The organism is Rhodococcus sp. NPDC059179 (assembly GCF_042754885.1).
Taxonomy (GTDB): Bacteria; Actinomycetota; Actinomycetes; order Mycobacteriales; family Mycobacteriaceae; genus Rhodococcus_G.
Window position 1 is genome coordinate 107,781 of record NZ_JBHZBV010000001.1, and the last position, 12,476, is coordinate 120,256.

Annotated in this window: 9 protein-coding genes and 1 pseudogene; 7 read left to right on the top strand and 3 right to left on the bottom strand. The window is 71.1% G+C overall.

The features are described 5' to 3' along the window. Positions 1-14: 14 nt before the first annotated feature. A pseudogene (locus ACFXMV_RS00455) lies at positions 15-1,352 on the bottom strand (acyltransferase family protein); the annotation flags it as partial. On the opposite strand from ACFXMV_RS00455, the gene ACFXMV_RS00460 reads away from it, so the two are divergent. Further along, the gene (locus tag ACFXMV_RS00460) at positions 1,267-2,442 is read left to right on the top strand and encodes a DUF3068 domain-containing protein (RefSeq protein WP_378499542.1); all 1,176 of its coding nucleotides are present in this window, start codon (positions 1,267-1,269) and stop codon (positions 2,440-2,442) included. The pseudogene ACFXMV_RS00455 and the gene ACFXMV_RS00460 sit on opposite strands and share 86 nt — an antisense overlap. Before the next feature lie 89 nt (positions 2,443-2,531). Beyond that, positions 2,532-3,287, top strand: coding sequence for a Mut7-C RNAse domain-containing protein (locus tag ACFXMV_RS00465; RefSeq protein WP_378499543.1), 756 nt, complete (start codon positions 2,532-2,534; stop codon positions 3,285-3,287). A gap of 34 nt (positions 3,288-3,321) precedes the next feature. On the opposite strand, the gene ACFXMV_RS00470 is transcribed toward ACFXMV_RS00465, so the two are convergent. Beyond that, on the bottom strand, positions 3,322-4,551 hold the full coding sequence (locus tag ACFXMV_RS00470) for a polysaccharide biosynthesis protein (RefSeq protein ID WP_378502718.1): 1,230 nt from the start codon (positions 4,549-4,551) through the stop codon (positions 3,322-3,324). Positions 4,552-4,739: 188 nt separating this feature from the next. Between ACFXMV_RS00470 and ACFXMV_RS00475 the strand changes: the two genes are divergently transcribed. Together ACFXMV_RS00475 and ACFXMV_RS00480 are read left to right on the top strand one after the other, a co-directional pair. Then, positions 4,740-6,251, top strand: a complete 1,512-nt coding sequence (locus ACFXMV_RS00475; protein WP_378499799.1) for a tryptophan 7-halogenase — start codon at positions 4,740-4,742, stop codon at positions 6,249-6,251. Between the two features lie 10 nt (positions 6,252-6,261). Then, positions 6,262-8,049 (top strand): hypothetical protein, encoded by a 1,788-nt coding sequence (locus ACFXMV_RS00480; RefSeq protein ID WP_378499798.1) that lies wholly within the window; start codon positions 6,262-6,264, stop codon positions 8,047-8,049. Here the strand turns inward: ACFXMV_RS00480 and ACFXMV_RS00485 are convergent. Continuing rightward, entirely contained in the window at positions 7,987-9,210 is a 1,224-nt protein-coding gene (locus ACFXMV_RS00485; protein WP_378499797.1) for a glycosyltransferase family 4 protein, read from the bottom strand. The two genes, ACFXMV_RS00480 and ACFXMV_RS00485, sit on opposite strands and share 63 nt — an antisense overlap. A gap of 154 nt (positions 9,211-9,364) precedes the next feature. On the opposite strand from ACFXMV_RS00485, the gene ACFXMV_RS00490 reads away from it, so the two are divergent. From ACFXMV_RS00490 to ACFXMV_RS00500, 3 genes are all read left to right on the top strand, one after another. Next, positions 9,365-10,120 (top strand): class I SAM-dependent methyltransferase, encoded by a 756-nt coding sequence (locus tag ACFXMV_RS00490; RefSeq protein WP_378499801.1) that lies wholly within the window; start codon positions 9,365-9,367, stop codon positions 10,118-10,120. Between the two features lie 82 nt (positions 10,121-10,202). Beyond that, positions 10,203-11,087, top strand: coding sequence for an ROK family protein (locus ACFXMV_RS00495; RefSeq protein ID WP_378499796.1), 885 nt, complete (start codon positions 10,203-10,205; stop codon positions 11,085-11,087). Between the two features lie 129 nt (positions 11,088-11,216). After that, positions 11,217-12,407, top strand: a complete 1,191-nt coding sequence (locus tag ACFXMV_RS00500) for a phosphotransferase family protein (protein WP_378499795.1) — start codon at positions 11,217-11,219, stop codon at positions 12,405-12,407. Positions 12,408-12,476: the final 69 nt, after the last annotated feature.

The window sequence follows — 12,476 nt, forward strand, 5'->3', positions numbered from 1 at the left end:
GCGACGGCCAGACTCAGACAGGTCGTCACCACCAGCACGAAGACGAAACTCCCACTGAACGGCACGATGCCGAACACGGGGAAGACGATCGACAGCACCGCGAGGTGCCAGATGAACAGCCCATAGGACCAGCGCCCGACCGCCAGCACGCCGGGGCTCGCCAGGATCCGGTGCCGTTCGGTGTCGCCGAGCACCAGCGGCGCCAACAGCGCGAACGCCAGCACCGCGCCCAACGCGATCTTCACCGAGTACTGCCACGGCTCGGCGCGGGTGAGGCCTTCCGGTCCGGCGAGGTCGGTGCACGAGAGCGCGAATGCGACCACCGCGATCGCCGCCATCAACCCGCGCCGCCGCGCCAGCCGGTGCACCGGGGTGTCGACCAGCAGGGCGAGCTCGGCCAGCACCATGCCCGCCGCGAACCACGGCAGGTAGCCGGGCAGCCAATTGTCGGAGTGGATGGTCTCCGGGGTGGGCACGGGCAGGAAGACCCAGCCAAGGCAGAGTGTCGCCGCCCCGAGCAGCACCGGGATCCGCAGTCGGGCGGTCGCCCCGCGCAGCCGGACGAACGCCAGCGCGATCAGCGGCAGCAGCGCGTAGAAGGCCACCTCCACCGACAGGCTCCACATCTGGGTCAGCCCGCCGGTCAGGGTCAGGGGCACGAACACCTGAATCAGGCCCAGATTCGCCAGCCACACCTGCAGCCCGCCGCCCGCCTCCGGCAGGAACAACAGGATCATCACGACCGCCACCCAGTAGGCGGGCAGGATGCGGACGGCGCGGTGCAGCAGATACCGCCCGGTCGACGGGGCCCGTCGGAGTCCGCGGGCCGCCGCGGCGTGCGGGCGCCACAACAGGAATCCGGACAGCGCGAAGAACAACGCCACCGCCATGTCGAACCGGCCCCAGACCCGGCCGAGCACCGGATCCCCCGTCGCCCCGGTCTGGAAGGCGACGTGGGTGACGAGCACGCCGAGCGCGGCGAATCCCCGCATGCCCTCCAGCGCGGGAATGAACCCGCGGGGTGTGAACACGACCTGTTGCGGGTGGGAAGCCTCGGTACTCATTTCCCGACCAGTGTGCCCCAGCCTCGGCGTGTCGGAGTAGGACGCCCGGATACCACGGCACCAAAATACGGCGTGCCAGCGCAATCGGAGACTGGACACTGTTACTGTCTGGCTCACTGAGTGTCGCAATCCGGACGCTCTGCGATCGGTGCCGCCCACGGCAGCACCACGGGCTGACAATGATTGACGAAGGAGATTCAGCATGGCGGGACGCTCAGGGCCGAGCAGGACACTTGCCTGCATCCTGGTAGGGCTCGGCGCTTTCCTATTGGCGGCCGCTCTCCTCATCCCGACGTACACCGTCGGCAAGCTGAAGAAGACACCGCTCGACCTCGAGGTCACCACGGTGGCCGAGGGCGTCGGCGACGTGCTCGACTCGAAGTCCCTGACGGCAGGCAAGGCCGTGGTCAACAGCAACGTGCCGCTGGTCGCACAGCGCTACGTCACCGTCGTCGACCCGTCCGACGCCGAGAAGATCACCGTCCAGGCCGGTCAGACGCTGCGCCGCACCGACAAGCAGGGCGACACCGGCCTGCTGACCGCGACCGTCGACACCGTCACCCTCGACCGGGTCAGCTCGATGCCGATCCAGGACCCGATCGGTTCGATCCAGACCCAGTCCGACAAGCCGGCCGAAGAGGTCGAGCACACCGGCCTGCAGTACAAGTGGCCGTTCGACGCCGAGCAGAAGGCCTACCCGTACTTCGACCTCAACTCCCGGTCCACGCAGGACATCGACTTCGTCGAGGAGACGGAGATCAACGGGATGAAGGTGTACCACTACAACCAGAAGGTTGCGCCGGTCGACCTGTCCAAGGTCGTCGCCTCGCCGACGAACAAGCTGACCCTGCCCGCCGCCACCTGGGGCGTCGAGGGCGGCGACGCGCCGGTCACCATGACCCGCTGGTACACCAACGAGCGCGACACCTGGGTCGACCCGACCACCGGCGTCGTCGTCAAGGGCCAGGAGAAGCTGTACCAGTACTACGCCCGCACCGCCGACAAGCCCGAGGTGACGGTCCTCAAGGCGACGCTGCCGTTCAACGAGGACACCATCGAGTACCAGATCGACCAGGCCAAGGACGGCGCCGACAAGCTGTCGATGTTCGGTCGCATCGTGCCGATCATCGCAGGCATCCTCGGCCTGCTGTCCCTGATCGCGGGCATCTTCCTCGGCCTCCGTGGCGGCCGCGGACCGCAGACCCCCGCCGTCGCGACCGGCGCAGGCACCGCCCCGAGCGGACCCGCGCACCAGGCCTACGACTCCGGTAGCGCCGAGACCGAGCAGTTCCCGCGTCACGACTGGACCACGGACAAGACGGAGGAGTTCCCGGCCGTCGACACCCGCGACCAGGATCCGCCGACCACCCGGCTGTAGTCACCGCCTCAGCGACAAGGGCCCGCACTCGTCTCGAGTGCGGGCCCTTCGCGTTGCCGGGCGTAGGTTGAAGGTCGAGAGCGCAGACCATGAGCCCGTCCCGCCACCAGTGCGAGTTCCGCTTCTACGAGGAGCTGAACGACTTCCTGGCGCCCGTGCTGCGCAAGCGCGACTTCGTGCACGCCTTCGACGGCAGCCCGACGGTCAAGGATCGGATCGAGTCGCTTGGGGTACCGCACACCGAGGTGGACCTGATCCTGGTCGACGGCGGCTCCGTCGGATTCGGGCACCGGTTGCGCGGCGGCGAACGGGTCGCGGTCTACCCGATGTTCGAGCGATTCGACCTCGACGGCCTCACCCGGCTGCGCCCGCTACCGCTGCGGGATCCGCGGTTCGCGGCCGACGTGCACCTCGGCCGGCTCGCCTCCTACCTGCGCCTGCTCGGCTTCGACTGCCTGTACCGCAACGACTTCGCGGACGACGAGCTGCTCGCGCTCTCGCTGACCGAGCACCGGACCGTCCTGACCCGCGACATCGGGCTGCTCAAACGGGCGGCTCTGCGCCGCGGCGCCTTCCTGCACGAAACCGACCCGCGCAGGCAGCTCCGCGAGGTGCTGGACCGTTTCCAGCTGGATTCGCGGATCGCGGCCCTGACCCGGTGCGCGCGGTGCAACGGGATCCTTGCCCCTGTGCCTGGGCCGGTCGCGGCGGGGCTGGTGCCCGGCAGCGTGGCCCGCGAGCAGCGCGAGTTCAGCCGGTGCGGCGGCTGCGGTCAGCTGTACTGGCCCGGCAGCCACCTGGTGCGCCTGCGTCGGCGCCTGGCCGCGGTCGGCGTCACGCTGTGACCCTCCCTCATCATCTCCCCAATGTCACACCCGTTCACTCAGGTTGAACGGGTGTGACATTGGGGAGATCGTGGGGTGGCGGGCCGGCGGCGCCACGCAGGGCCGCGACGCTCATCGCGAGCGCGGCGAGCGCGGCCGTGGCCACCGCGATCGTGACCAACTGCAGGATCGTCGAGGCGAATCCCAGGATCAGCGCGACCTCCACCGCCAGCGCGACCCACGCGGCCAACGCCAGCCGGGTGCGCTCGCGGGCGATCGCCGACAGCAGCGCCCCCTGCAGCACCGCCAGGCACGCGCCGTCGAGCGCGAACAACCACAGCAGGCCCTGCACCGGCGCATACTCCTGCCCCACCAGCATCGGTGCCAGCGGTGCGACCAGCGCGGCGCCCGCGACCGTCACCGCGCCGAGCCCGACCAGCACCCCCAGCGCCGACCGGACCGCCTTCGCCGAGTGCGCCGGGCTGGCCATCCGCGGGTACAGCACCACCCCGACCGCTGCGGGCAGCCAGAAGGCCGCCTTGGTGGCCACCGCGCCAAGCGCGTACTGCCCGGCCTGCGCCTCGTCGAGCACCACCCGGGTCAGCAGCAGATCCACCGACGACAACGCGATCAACGCCAGCTGCACCTGCGAGGCCCGCAGCACCGCACCGACGCCAACCGCTGCCCCCCGCGCGGGCCCCGCCGCGTCGCGTCCTGCCAGCAGCCGGGCGCCGACGGCCACCGCCGCGGTCCCGACCGCAGCCGCAACCAGCGCGGCGCCCGCCCCGCCCCCGACCGCGAGCACCGCCACCGCGGGCACGACCTTCGCGACACCCGTGGCGGCGAGGATCACGCTCAGCTCACCGAACCGGCCGCCTCCCTGCAGGAGTCCCTGTTCGGTGGCCAACAGGACCAGCACCGGCGCCGTCAGCAGCGCGGCGGCCGTCGCGCCGACCCCGGTGTCCAGGACCGCCGCGACCGGGACGACGAGCGCCGCGGCGATCACCGCGACGATCACCGCGCACCGGCGGCCGAGAGCGCGCAGCGCGGCGCCCCCGTCACCCAGCACGACCTCGCGGGCGACCACCGTCTGCAAGGCCAGGGCGGGCACCGCCAGGACCAGCTGCGCGGCGAGCAGGCTCGCGAACTCGCTGTAGCCGGACGGGCCAAGCCAGCGGCTGGCGAGCAGGGCCAGCACGTACGACGCCAGGTTCGCGGTCATCGACCCGGCCGTCACCATCGTCATCCCCGCCACCGCGGACGTGGCGGCGGGGCGAGGTGTCATCCGCCAATGATCGCACCCTGAGGTATGCCACCCGGAGCTAGTGCGCTCGGGTGAGGGCGACGACCCCTTTGGTTGATGTTTCCCGGTCGCGAAAACCTCATGCTTGATGTCGCAGAACTGAGTCGGCAAATGACGAATCGCCACAAGACCAATCCGAATCTCGCCTGAGGTTCACGAAAGGCAATGCCATGAGCAACGGTCACGAAAGCGCCGACGTTGTCGTCGTCGGGGGCGGACCGGGCGGATCCACCACCGCGACATTGCTCGCGAAGCAGGGCCACAGGGTGGTGTTGCTGGAGAAAGAAAAGTTCCCCCGGTATCAGATCGGGGAATCGCTGCTCCCGTCAACCGTTCACGGAATCTGCCGAATGCTCGGCGTGGAAAAGGAAGTCGAGGCCGCCGGGTTCATGCGAAAACGCGGCGGCAGCTTTCGGTGGGGCACAAATCCAGTGCCCTGGAACTTCCTCTTCGCGATCTCTCCGGAATTCGCCGGACCGACCTCTTTCGCCTATCAGGTCGAACGAATGAAATTCGATCAGATCCTGCTCGACCACGCCGCACGGATGGGCGTGGACGTTCGCGAGCAATCGCCGGTCAGCGGCGCGATCACCGAGGACGGAAGGATCGCGGGGGTGACCTACGTCGACCCCGACGGCAATTCTCGCCGGATTCGCGCCGCCTATGTGGTCGATGCCTCCGGAAACCGGAGCAGCCTCTCCCGCCACACCGGCGGCGAACGGGTGTATTCCGAACATTTCAAGAATGTCGCACTGTTCGGATACTTCCGTGGCGGCAAGCGGCTCCCCGAACCCGATTCGGGGAACATACTTTGCGCCGCATTCGACGAGGGCTGGATGTGGTACATCCCCCTTTCGACGGAGCTGACCAGCGTGGGAGCGGTGATCAGCCACGAGCACGCGTCGCGAATTCAGGGCGACCAGGCGGCCGCCCTGCTGCGGTTTGCCGGTAAGTGCACCGTGGTCGGCGACATGCTCGCAGGCGCCTCCAGGGTGACCGAGGGCGTCTACGGACAGATCCGCACCAGGAAGGACTATTCCTACGCCAACACGCGCTTCTGGGCGCCCGGTATGGCACTCGTCGGCGATGCGGCCTGTTTCGTCGATCCGGTCTTTTCCACCGGCGTCCACCTGGCGACCTATGGCGGACTCCTCGCGGCACGGTCAATCCACAGCGCGCTGTCCGGAACGGTCTCGGAGGCGCGCGCCTTCTCGGAATTCGAGGGTCGCTATCGACGCGAGTACACCGTGTTCTACGAGTTCCTATCGGCCTTCTACGACATGAACCAGTCCGAGGAGTCCTATTTCTGGGAGGCGCGGAAGGTCTCCAATCTGTCGGAATCGAGCCTCACCGCGTTCGTCTCACTCGTGGCCGGCGCGCACTCCGGGGAGTCCGCCCTCACCGATGCCGAGTCCGTGGCGCACCGATTCAGCGGCTCTTCGAATGCACTGACGTCGGCAACGGAGAAGACCGGCGGCATGGACACCCACACCGGGCAACGGATGAATCACCTGTTCGGGACTCCGGTGGTGCGAGATGTGATGGAGGAGATGAACGCGATCCAGATGCAGGGAGTGCACGGCAGGTCGATAGTCGACACACCTCTGCTCAGCGGAGGCCTCGTGCCCACTGAAGACGGGCTCGGCTGGGCGGAAGGCTCCACGCAGGCACGCTGCTACTAGGGTGCGGTTCATGATCGCGTGGCCCGCGGGGCTCAGTCGGGGCCGGTGCGGCGCCCGTGCCGCCATCCCCGCGCTGTACAGCCTCGCGCTGGCCGCGCTCATCCTCGGGCCGCTGCTCGGCCCCGGCTACCTGCTGCTGCGCGACGCCGTCAGCACCCCCCGCTCGTACCTGACGGATTCGGCGCTGGGGCTGACCGACGCCGCCGCGCGCGCGGTCCCGCAGGACGCCGCGCTCGCCACGCTGACGTCGTGGCTGGACGGCGGGGTCGTGGTGAAGGCGATCCTGCTGGTCGCGCTGTGGCTGGCCGGCTGGGGGGCCGCCCGGATGGTCGCGGCGCTACTACCCGCCGTCGGGCTGGGACCGCAACTCCTGGCGTCGACGGTGACACTGTGGAACCCGTACGTCGCCGAGCGCCTGCTGCAGGGGCACTGGAGCCTGCTGACCGGGTACGCCGCGCTGCCGTGGACGGTGCTCGCCGCGCTGCGTCTGCGCCGGGCCTCCTCACCCTGGGCGCCGCGGTCGTGGTGCCCCCTGGGGTTGACGCTTGCCGCGGCCGGGCTCACCCCCACCGGCGCGCTGCTCGCGACGACCCTGGCCCTGGTGCTGCTGGCCGTCCCCGGCGGCGCGGGCGCGCGGTGGTCGCGGCTGACGGCGGCCGCGGTGCTGGCCGCGGCGGCGTCGGCGCCGTGGCTGACCGCGACCGCGCTCTCCGGCGCCGGTGCGCAGGGGTCCGACCCGGCCGGGGTGACGGCGTTCGCCGCGCGCGCCGAGCCGGGACTCGGCACCCTCGGCAGCCTGGCCGGGCTGGGCGGGATCTGGAACTCCGCCGCGGTCCCGGCGACCAGGACCGGGCCGTTCGCCCTGGTGGGGACGGCGGTGCTGCTGGCGGTGGTCGCGTGCGGTCTGCCCGCGCTGTGGCGGCGCCGCGGCAACCCGGTGATCGCGGCGCTGGCCGGGGTCGCGGCGCTGGCCGTGCTGGTCCCGGCGCTGGCCGCCACCGGCTGGGGCCTGACCGCGGGCGAATGGGCGGTCACCCGGGTGCCGGGCGCCGGGCTGCTGCGCGACGCGCAGAAGTGGGTGGCGCTGGCCGTGCCGTTCTACGCGCTGGCCGCGGCGGCCGGGGTCCGGGTGCTGGCGGGGCTGGGCGGTCGGGTGTTCGGCGGCGTCCGGTCCGGCGGCTGGGCCGTCGCGGGGATCGTCGCGGTGCTGGTCGCGCTGCCCGACCTGGCCTGGGGTGTCGGCGGTGCGCTGCGGCCGGTGCACTATCCGGCGTCCTGGGAGCGGGTCGCCGCGGAACTGCTCGCTTCCGAGGAGCGCGGCGACGTCGCGGTGCTGCCTGCCGGGATGTTCCGCCTGTTCCCGTACAGCGGCGACGCCCCGGTGCTCGACCCGGCGCCCCGGATGCTGCCCGTGGACGTGCTGCAGACCGGCGAGCTGGTCGTCGCGGACGGCACCGTCGCGGGCGAGGGCGGCCGGGCCCGCGACGTCGAACGACTGCTGCTCGCCGGGGCTCCCGCGGACGGCCTGGCCCGGGCGGGGGTGCGGTGGGTGCTGGTCGAACACAGCACGCCGGGTCCGCTCGGCGACTCGCGCCGCACCCTCGATCAGCTCGACGAGGTGTACGCCGACGACGAGTTGTCGCTCTACCGGGTGGCCGGGTCCGTCACCGAGACCGACGCCGTTCCCGCGCGCCGGGCGGCCTCGGTCGCTGCCCACCTGGTGTGGGCGGCGCTGTTAGCCGGCAGCGCGGTGGGTCTTCTCGCCTACCGCGGCCGGGGCCGCGCCGATCAGGCCTGAGACCGGCCGTCCGGCCGCCGACGCGGACAGGACCGAACGCACGCCGGACGCGGTCTGCGACCAGGAGAACTCCGCCGCCCGCGCGCGGGCCTTCGCGCCGAGCTCGGCGCGCTGCTCGGCGTTCACCAGCAACGACTCCACCGCCTCGGTGAGGTCCGCGACGTCGCCTGCCGCGACCTCGTCGCCGCCGACCAGTGACCCGGTGACGCCGTCGATGATCGAATCGGTCAGGCCGCGCGAGCTGCGGTAGCCGACGGTCGGGACACCGTGCAGGGCGGCCTCGATCACCGCGAGCCCCCAGCCCTCCTTGCGCGAGGGCATCACGTGCACCCAGGCCCGGGAGAGCAGTTCGTGTTTGCGTTCTTCCGTGACGTGACCGTGGAAGGTGACCGCATCCGCGATGCCGAGCTCGTGCGCGCGGTCGCGGAGGTTCTGCTCCCACCAGCCGCCGCCGATGACGTCGAGGTGCAGGTCGGGGGTGCGGCGGTGCAGCGTGGCGACGGCCGCGAGGGCGTCCTCGATCTGCTTGTGCGGCACCAGCCTCGAGAGCACGCACAGGCTGGGGTGCTCGGTGCGGGTGTCGTCGGACCCGATCGGCACGGTGGGCGGCACCGAGTCGGCGCCGTTGCGCACCACCGCGATCCGCTCCCGGTCGACGCCGAGCGCGGTCAGTTCTTCGGCCGAGGGCAGCGACACGGTCAGGTACTGGTTGTGCCGGTGCACCCGCGGCGACAGGCTGGACTCCACCCACCATCCGACGCGGGCCATCAGCCGTCCGGCCACCGGCCACTGCTCGCGGTGGCAGTGGTGCACGAGCACCGTGACCGGCGCGCCCGCGACCGCGCGGGCGAAGAACGGGATGCCGTTTTGGGTGTCGATGACCGCGTCGGGCCGCACGCCCTTGAGCGGGCCGATTCCGAGTCGACCGAGTGCGATGGCGGCCAGCGCCCGCGGGTAGACGGTCAGCCGTCCGCCGCCGCGGCTGATCGCGACGCCGTCGAGGGTGTCGGTGCGCGGCGCCCCCCGGTAGCGGGCGGTGCGCAGCGTGACCTTGATGCCCTGCTCGGCGAGGCCGGCCCCGACCTGCTCCAGGTACCGCTCGCTGCCGCCGCCCTGCGGGTGCCCGCTGTCACGCCAGCACAACAGCAGAACCTCGCGCACGGTCACAACTCCTGGGTCGGATGGCTGACGGCCGCGGTGGCGGTCAAGTGGACACAATAACCGCTGCGCAGCGCGGCGGTGTCCGCTACGGTGATCCGTCGATCTGGGCGTCGCGGTGCGGCCGCTATGGTTCCTACCCGTGACCGCCCTTCCCGTGACCCGCATTTTCGCCCGCCGGGCCACCCTCCGACGGTCCGTCGGGCTGCTCGGCGACTTCCGTCACGAGCAGGACGACCCCGACCTGTTCTACGGCGCGCTGGCACGCGATTCGCTGGAACTGATCGAGGACCTGTACGCCGGGATGACCGATCAGACCCTGGCTGGCCGCACCGTGCTCGACGTCGGCGGCGGACCCGGCTACTTCGCGGCGGCCTTCCACCGGGCCGGGGCGCGATACATCCCGGTCGAGCCCGACCCGACCGAGATGCACGCGGCGGGGCTGACGGTGGGCGGCGCGATCAGGGGATCCGGGATGGCGTTGCCGTTCCGCGACGGCAGCGTCGACATCTGCTTCTCCTCCAATGTCGCCGAGCACGTCCCCGAGCCCTGGACGATGGCCGACGAGATGCTGCGGGTCACCCGCCCTGGCGGGCTGATGGTGCTCTCGTACACGCTGTGGTGGGGGCCGTTCGGCGGGCACGAGACCGGCCCCTGGCACGTGTTCGGGGGCGAGTACGCCGCCCGCCGCTACGCGCGTAAGAACGGCCGCGAGCCCAAGAACCGGTTCGGGGTGTCGCTGTTCGACGTCGGCGCGGCCGACGGATTGCGCTGGGCACGAGCGACTCCCGACGGCGAACTGCTCGCCGCGTTCCCGCGCTACCACCCGCGCTGGGCCTGGTGGATGGTCCGCATCCCGGCCCTGCGCGAGCTGCTGGTGAGCAACCTCGTCCTGGTGCTGCGAAAGCGATAGGCGCTGACGCGCCTGTGAGTACTTTTGGCCCCCAGTTGAGCCAAAAGTACTCACAGGCGGCGAAGCCGCATACCCTCGCGGGATGACCGGACTCGCCCTCGACATCGGCGGCACCAAACTGGCGGCGGGGCTGATCTCCCCCGACGGCGAACTGCTCACCGAGAAGCGCACCCCGACCCCGACGACCGGGGTGTGGGACGCCGCCGCGACGCTGCTGCGCACGGTCGCCGACGGGCACGCGATCTCGGGCATCGGCATCGCCTCCGCCGGGCCGGTCGACGTCGAGTCCGGCACCGTCAGCCCGCTGAACATCCCCGACTGGCGCGACTTCCCCATCGTCGACGCGGCGCGCGAGCTGTTCCCCGGGGTGCCGGTGCGGATGGCGATGGACGGGACCTGCACGGCGCTGGGCGAGTACCGCTTCGGCGCGGGCCGCGGGAGCGGGAACATGCTGGGCATGGTCGTCTCCACCGGGGTGGGCGGCGGGGTGCTGCTCGGCGGCCAGATCGTCGGCGGCCGGACCGGGAACGCCGGGCACATCGGGCACGTGGTGGTGCCGGGCGCCGAGGACGTCCCCTGTGCGTGCGGCGGCGTCGGCTGCCTCGAGGCGGTGGCCAGCGGCCCGTCGTCGGTGCGGTGGGCGAACGCGCAGGGCTGGTCGGGCTCGACCGGGCTCGAGCTCTCCGAGTCCGCGCAGTCGGGCGACCCCGTCGCGCTGGCGGCGCTGCGCAGGTCCGGGACCGCGGTGGGGGTGGCGATCGCCTCCGCGGCCGCGTTGCTGGACCTGGAACTGGCGGTGGTCGGCGGCGGCTTCGCGCAGGCAGGCCCGCCGATGTGGGAGCCGATGCGCGCGGCCGCGGCGGCGCACGCAGGCCTGTCCTTCACCCGCGGGCTCCGGATCGTGCCCGCGGCGCTCGGCGGGCGCGCAACCCTGATCGGCGCGGGGGCGTTGACGCTGGTCGGCTAGCGTTTTCTATTTTCGTTACGGGCCCGACCGAAAATGGGACTTGTTTACCCTCCGTGATTCTGTAACGTGTTCTAGTGTGCTTCTCACCACACTTCGGCTTCCCATCGGGAAACGACGGATCGAGGGCACGTGAGCACAACAGGAACCGCCCCGGACAACGCGGCCGAGATCGCCCGGCCCAGCGACTCCAAACGAGACCCAGAGGATCTCCGCCGCGCGCTGCAGAGCTGGCTGACCGGCCGCCTGCACGACGGCGCCGACCCCCGGGTGTCGGGCGTCCGACTACCCGACGCCAACGGCATCTCCAGCGAGACCATCCTCTTCGACGCGACGTGGACGGAGTCCGAGGAGGACGCGATCCACGGCGACCCCGGCGTCCGCCGCACCCACGAACTGGTCGCCAGGGTCGAGCCGACCGCCGTCTCGATGCCGGTCTTTCCGAGCTACGCGATGGGCACCCAGTTCGACGTGATGAAGGCTGTCGGCGACCTCTCCGACGTGCCGGTCCCGACCGCGTACTGGTCCGAATCCGACCCGGCGGCGCTCGGTGCGCCGTTCTTCGTGATGGAGCGCATCGAGGGCATCGTCCCTCCCGACGTGATGCCCTACAACTTCGGGTCGTGGCTGTCCGAGGCCACCGACGAGCAGCGCCGCACCCTCCAGGACGAATCGGTGGCGGTGCTCGCCCGACTGCACGAGATCGAGGATCCGCAGCGGCACTTCGGCTTCCTGCGACTGCACGACGCCGGCCCCAGCGCCGAGGAGTCGTTCCGGGCGCACCTGGCCCGCCAGCGCGGCTACTACGAATGGGCGACGGCGGCCGGACCGCGCTCGCCGCTGATCGAGAAGTGCCTGGACTGGCTCGAGGCGAACGTGCCCTCCGACGACTCCCCCGCCGTGCTGTGCTGGGGAGACTCGCGGATCGGCAACATCATGTACCGCGAGTTCCTGCCGGTCGCGGTGCTCGACTGGGAGATGGCGGCGCTCGGCCCCCGCGAGATGGACCTGGCGTGGATGCACTTCCTGCACAGGTTCTTCGAGGATCTCGCCGGAGTCGCCGGCCTGCCCGGGCTGCCCACGTTCATGCGCCGCGACGACATGGTCGCGCGGTACGAGTCGCTCACCGGACACCGGTCCAGGAACTTCGAGTACTACAGCCTGTACGCGTCGCTGCGGCACGCGACCATCATGTTCCGCGTGCAGTCCCGCGCGATCGCGTTCGGCCAGGCGCAGCAGCCGGACGATCCGGACGACATGATCCTGCACCGCAGCACGCTCGAGTCCATGCTCGACGGCACCTACTGGGCGCGGCTACCGTGACGCCGCCGCGCACCGAGGAGGGTCCGCCGCCGTAACCGTTCCCAGGCCAGCGAACTCCGACACGACAAC

What these genes read in the sequence shown, in the direction of transcription:
- ACFXMV_RS00460 (WP_378499542.1), top strand. Translation starts at nt 1,267, where the DNA reads ATGGCGGGACGCTCAGGGCCGAGCAGGACACTTGCCTGCATCCTGGTA.
- ACFXMV_RS00465 (WP_378499543.1), top strand. Translation starts at nt 2,532, where the DNA reads ATGAGCCCGTCCCGCCACCAGTGCGAGTTCCGCTTCTACGAGGAGCTG.
- ACFXMV_RS00470 (WP_378502718.1), bottom strand. Translation starts at nt 4,551, where the DNA reads ATGACACCTCGCCCCGCCGCCACGTCCGCGGTGGCGGGGATGACGATG.
- ACFXMV_RS00475 (WP_378499799.1), top strand. Translation starts at nt 4,740, where the DNA reads ATGAGCAACGGTCACGAAAGCGCCGACGTTGTCGTCGTCGGGGGCGGA.
- ACFXMV_RS00480 (WP_378499798.1), top strand. Translation starts at nt 6,262, where the DNA reads ATGATCGCGTGGCCCGCGGGGCTCAGTCGGGGCCGGTGCGGCGCCCGT.
- ACFXMV_RS00495 (WP_378499796.1), top strand. Translation starts at nt 10,203, where the DNA reads ATGACCGGACTCGCCCTCGACATCGGCGGCACCAAACTGGCGGCGGGG.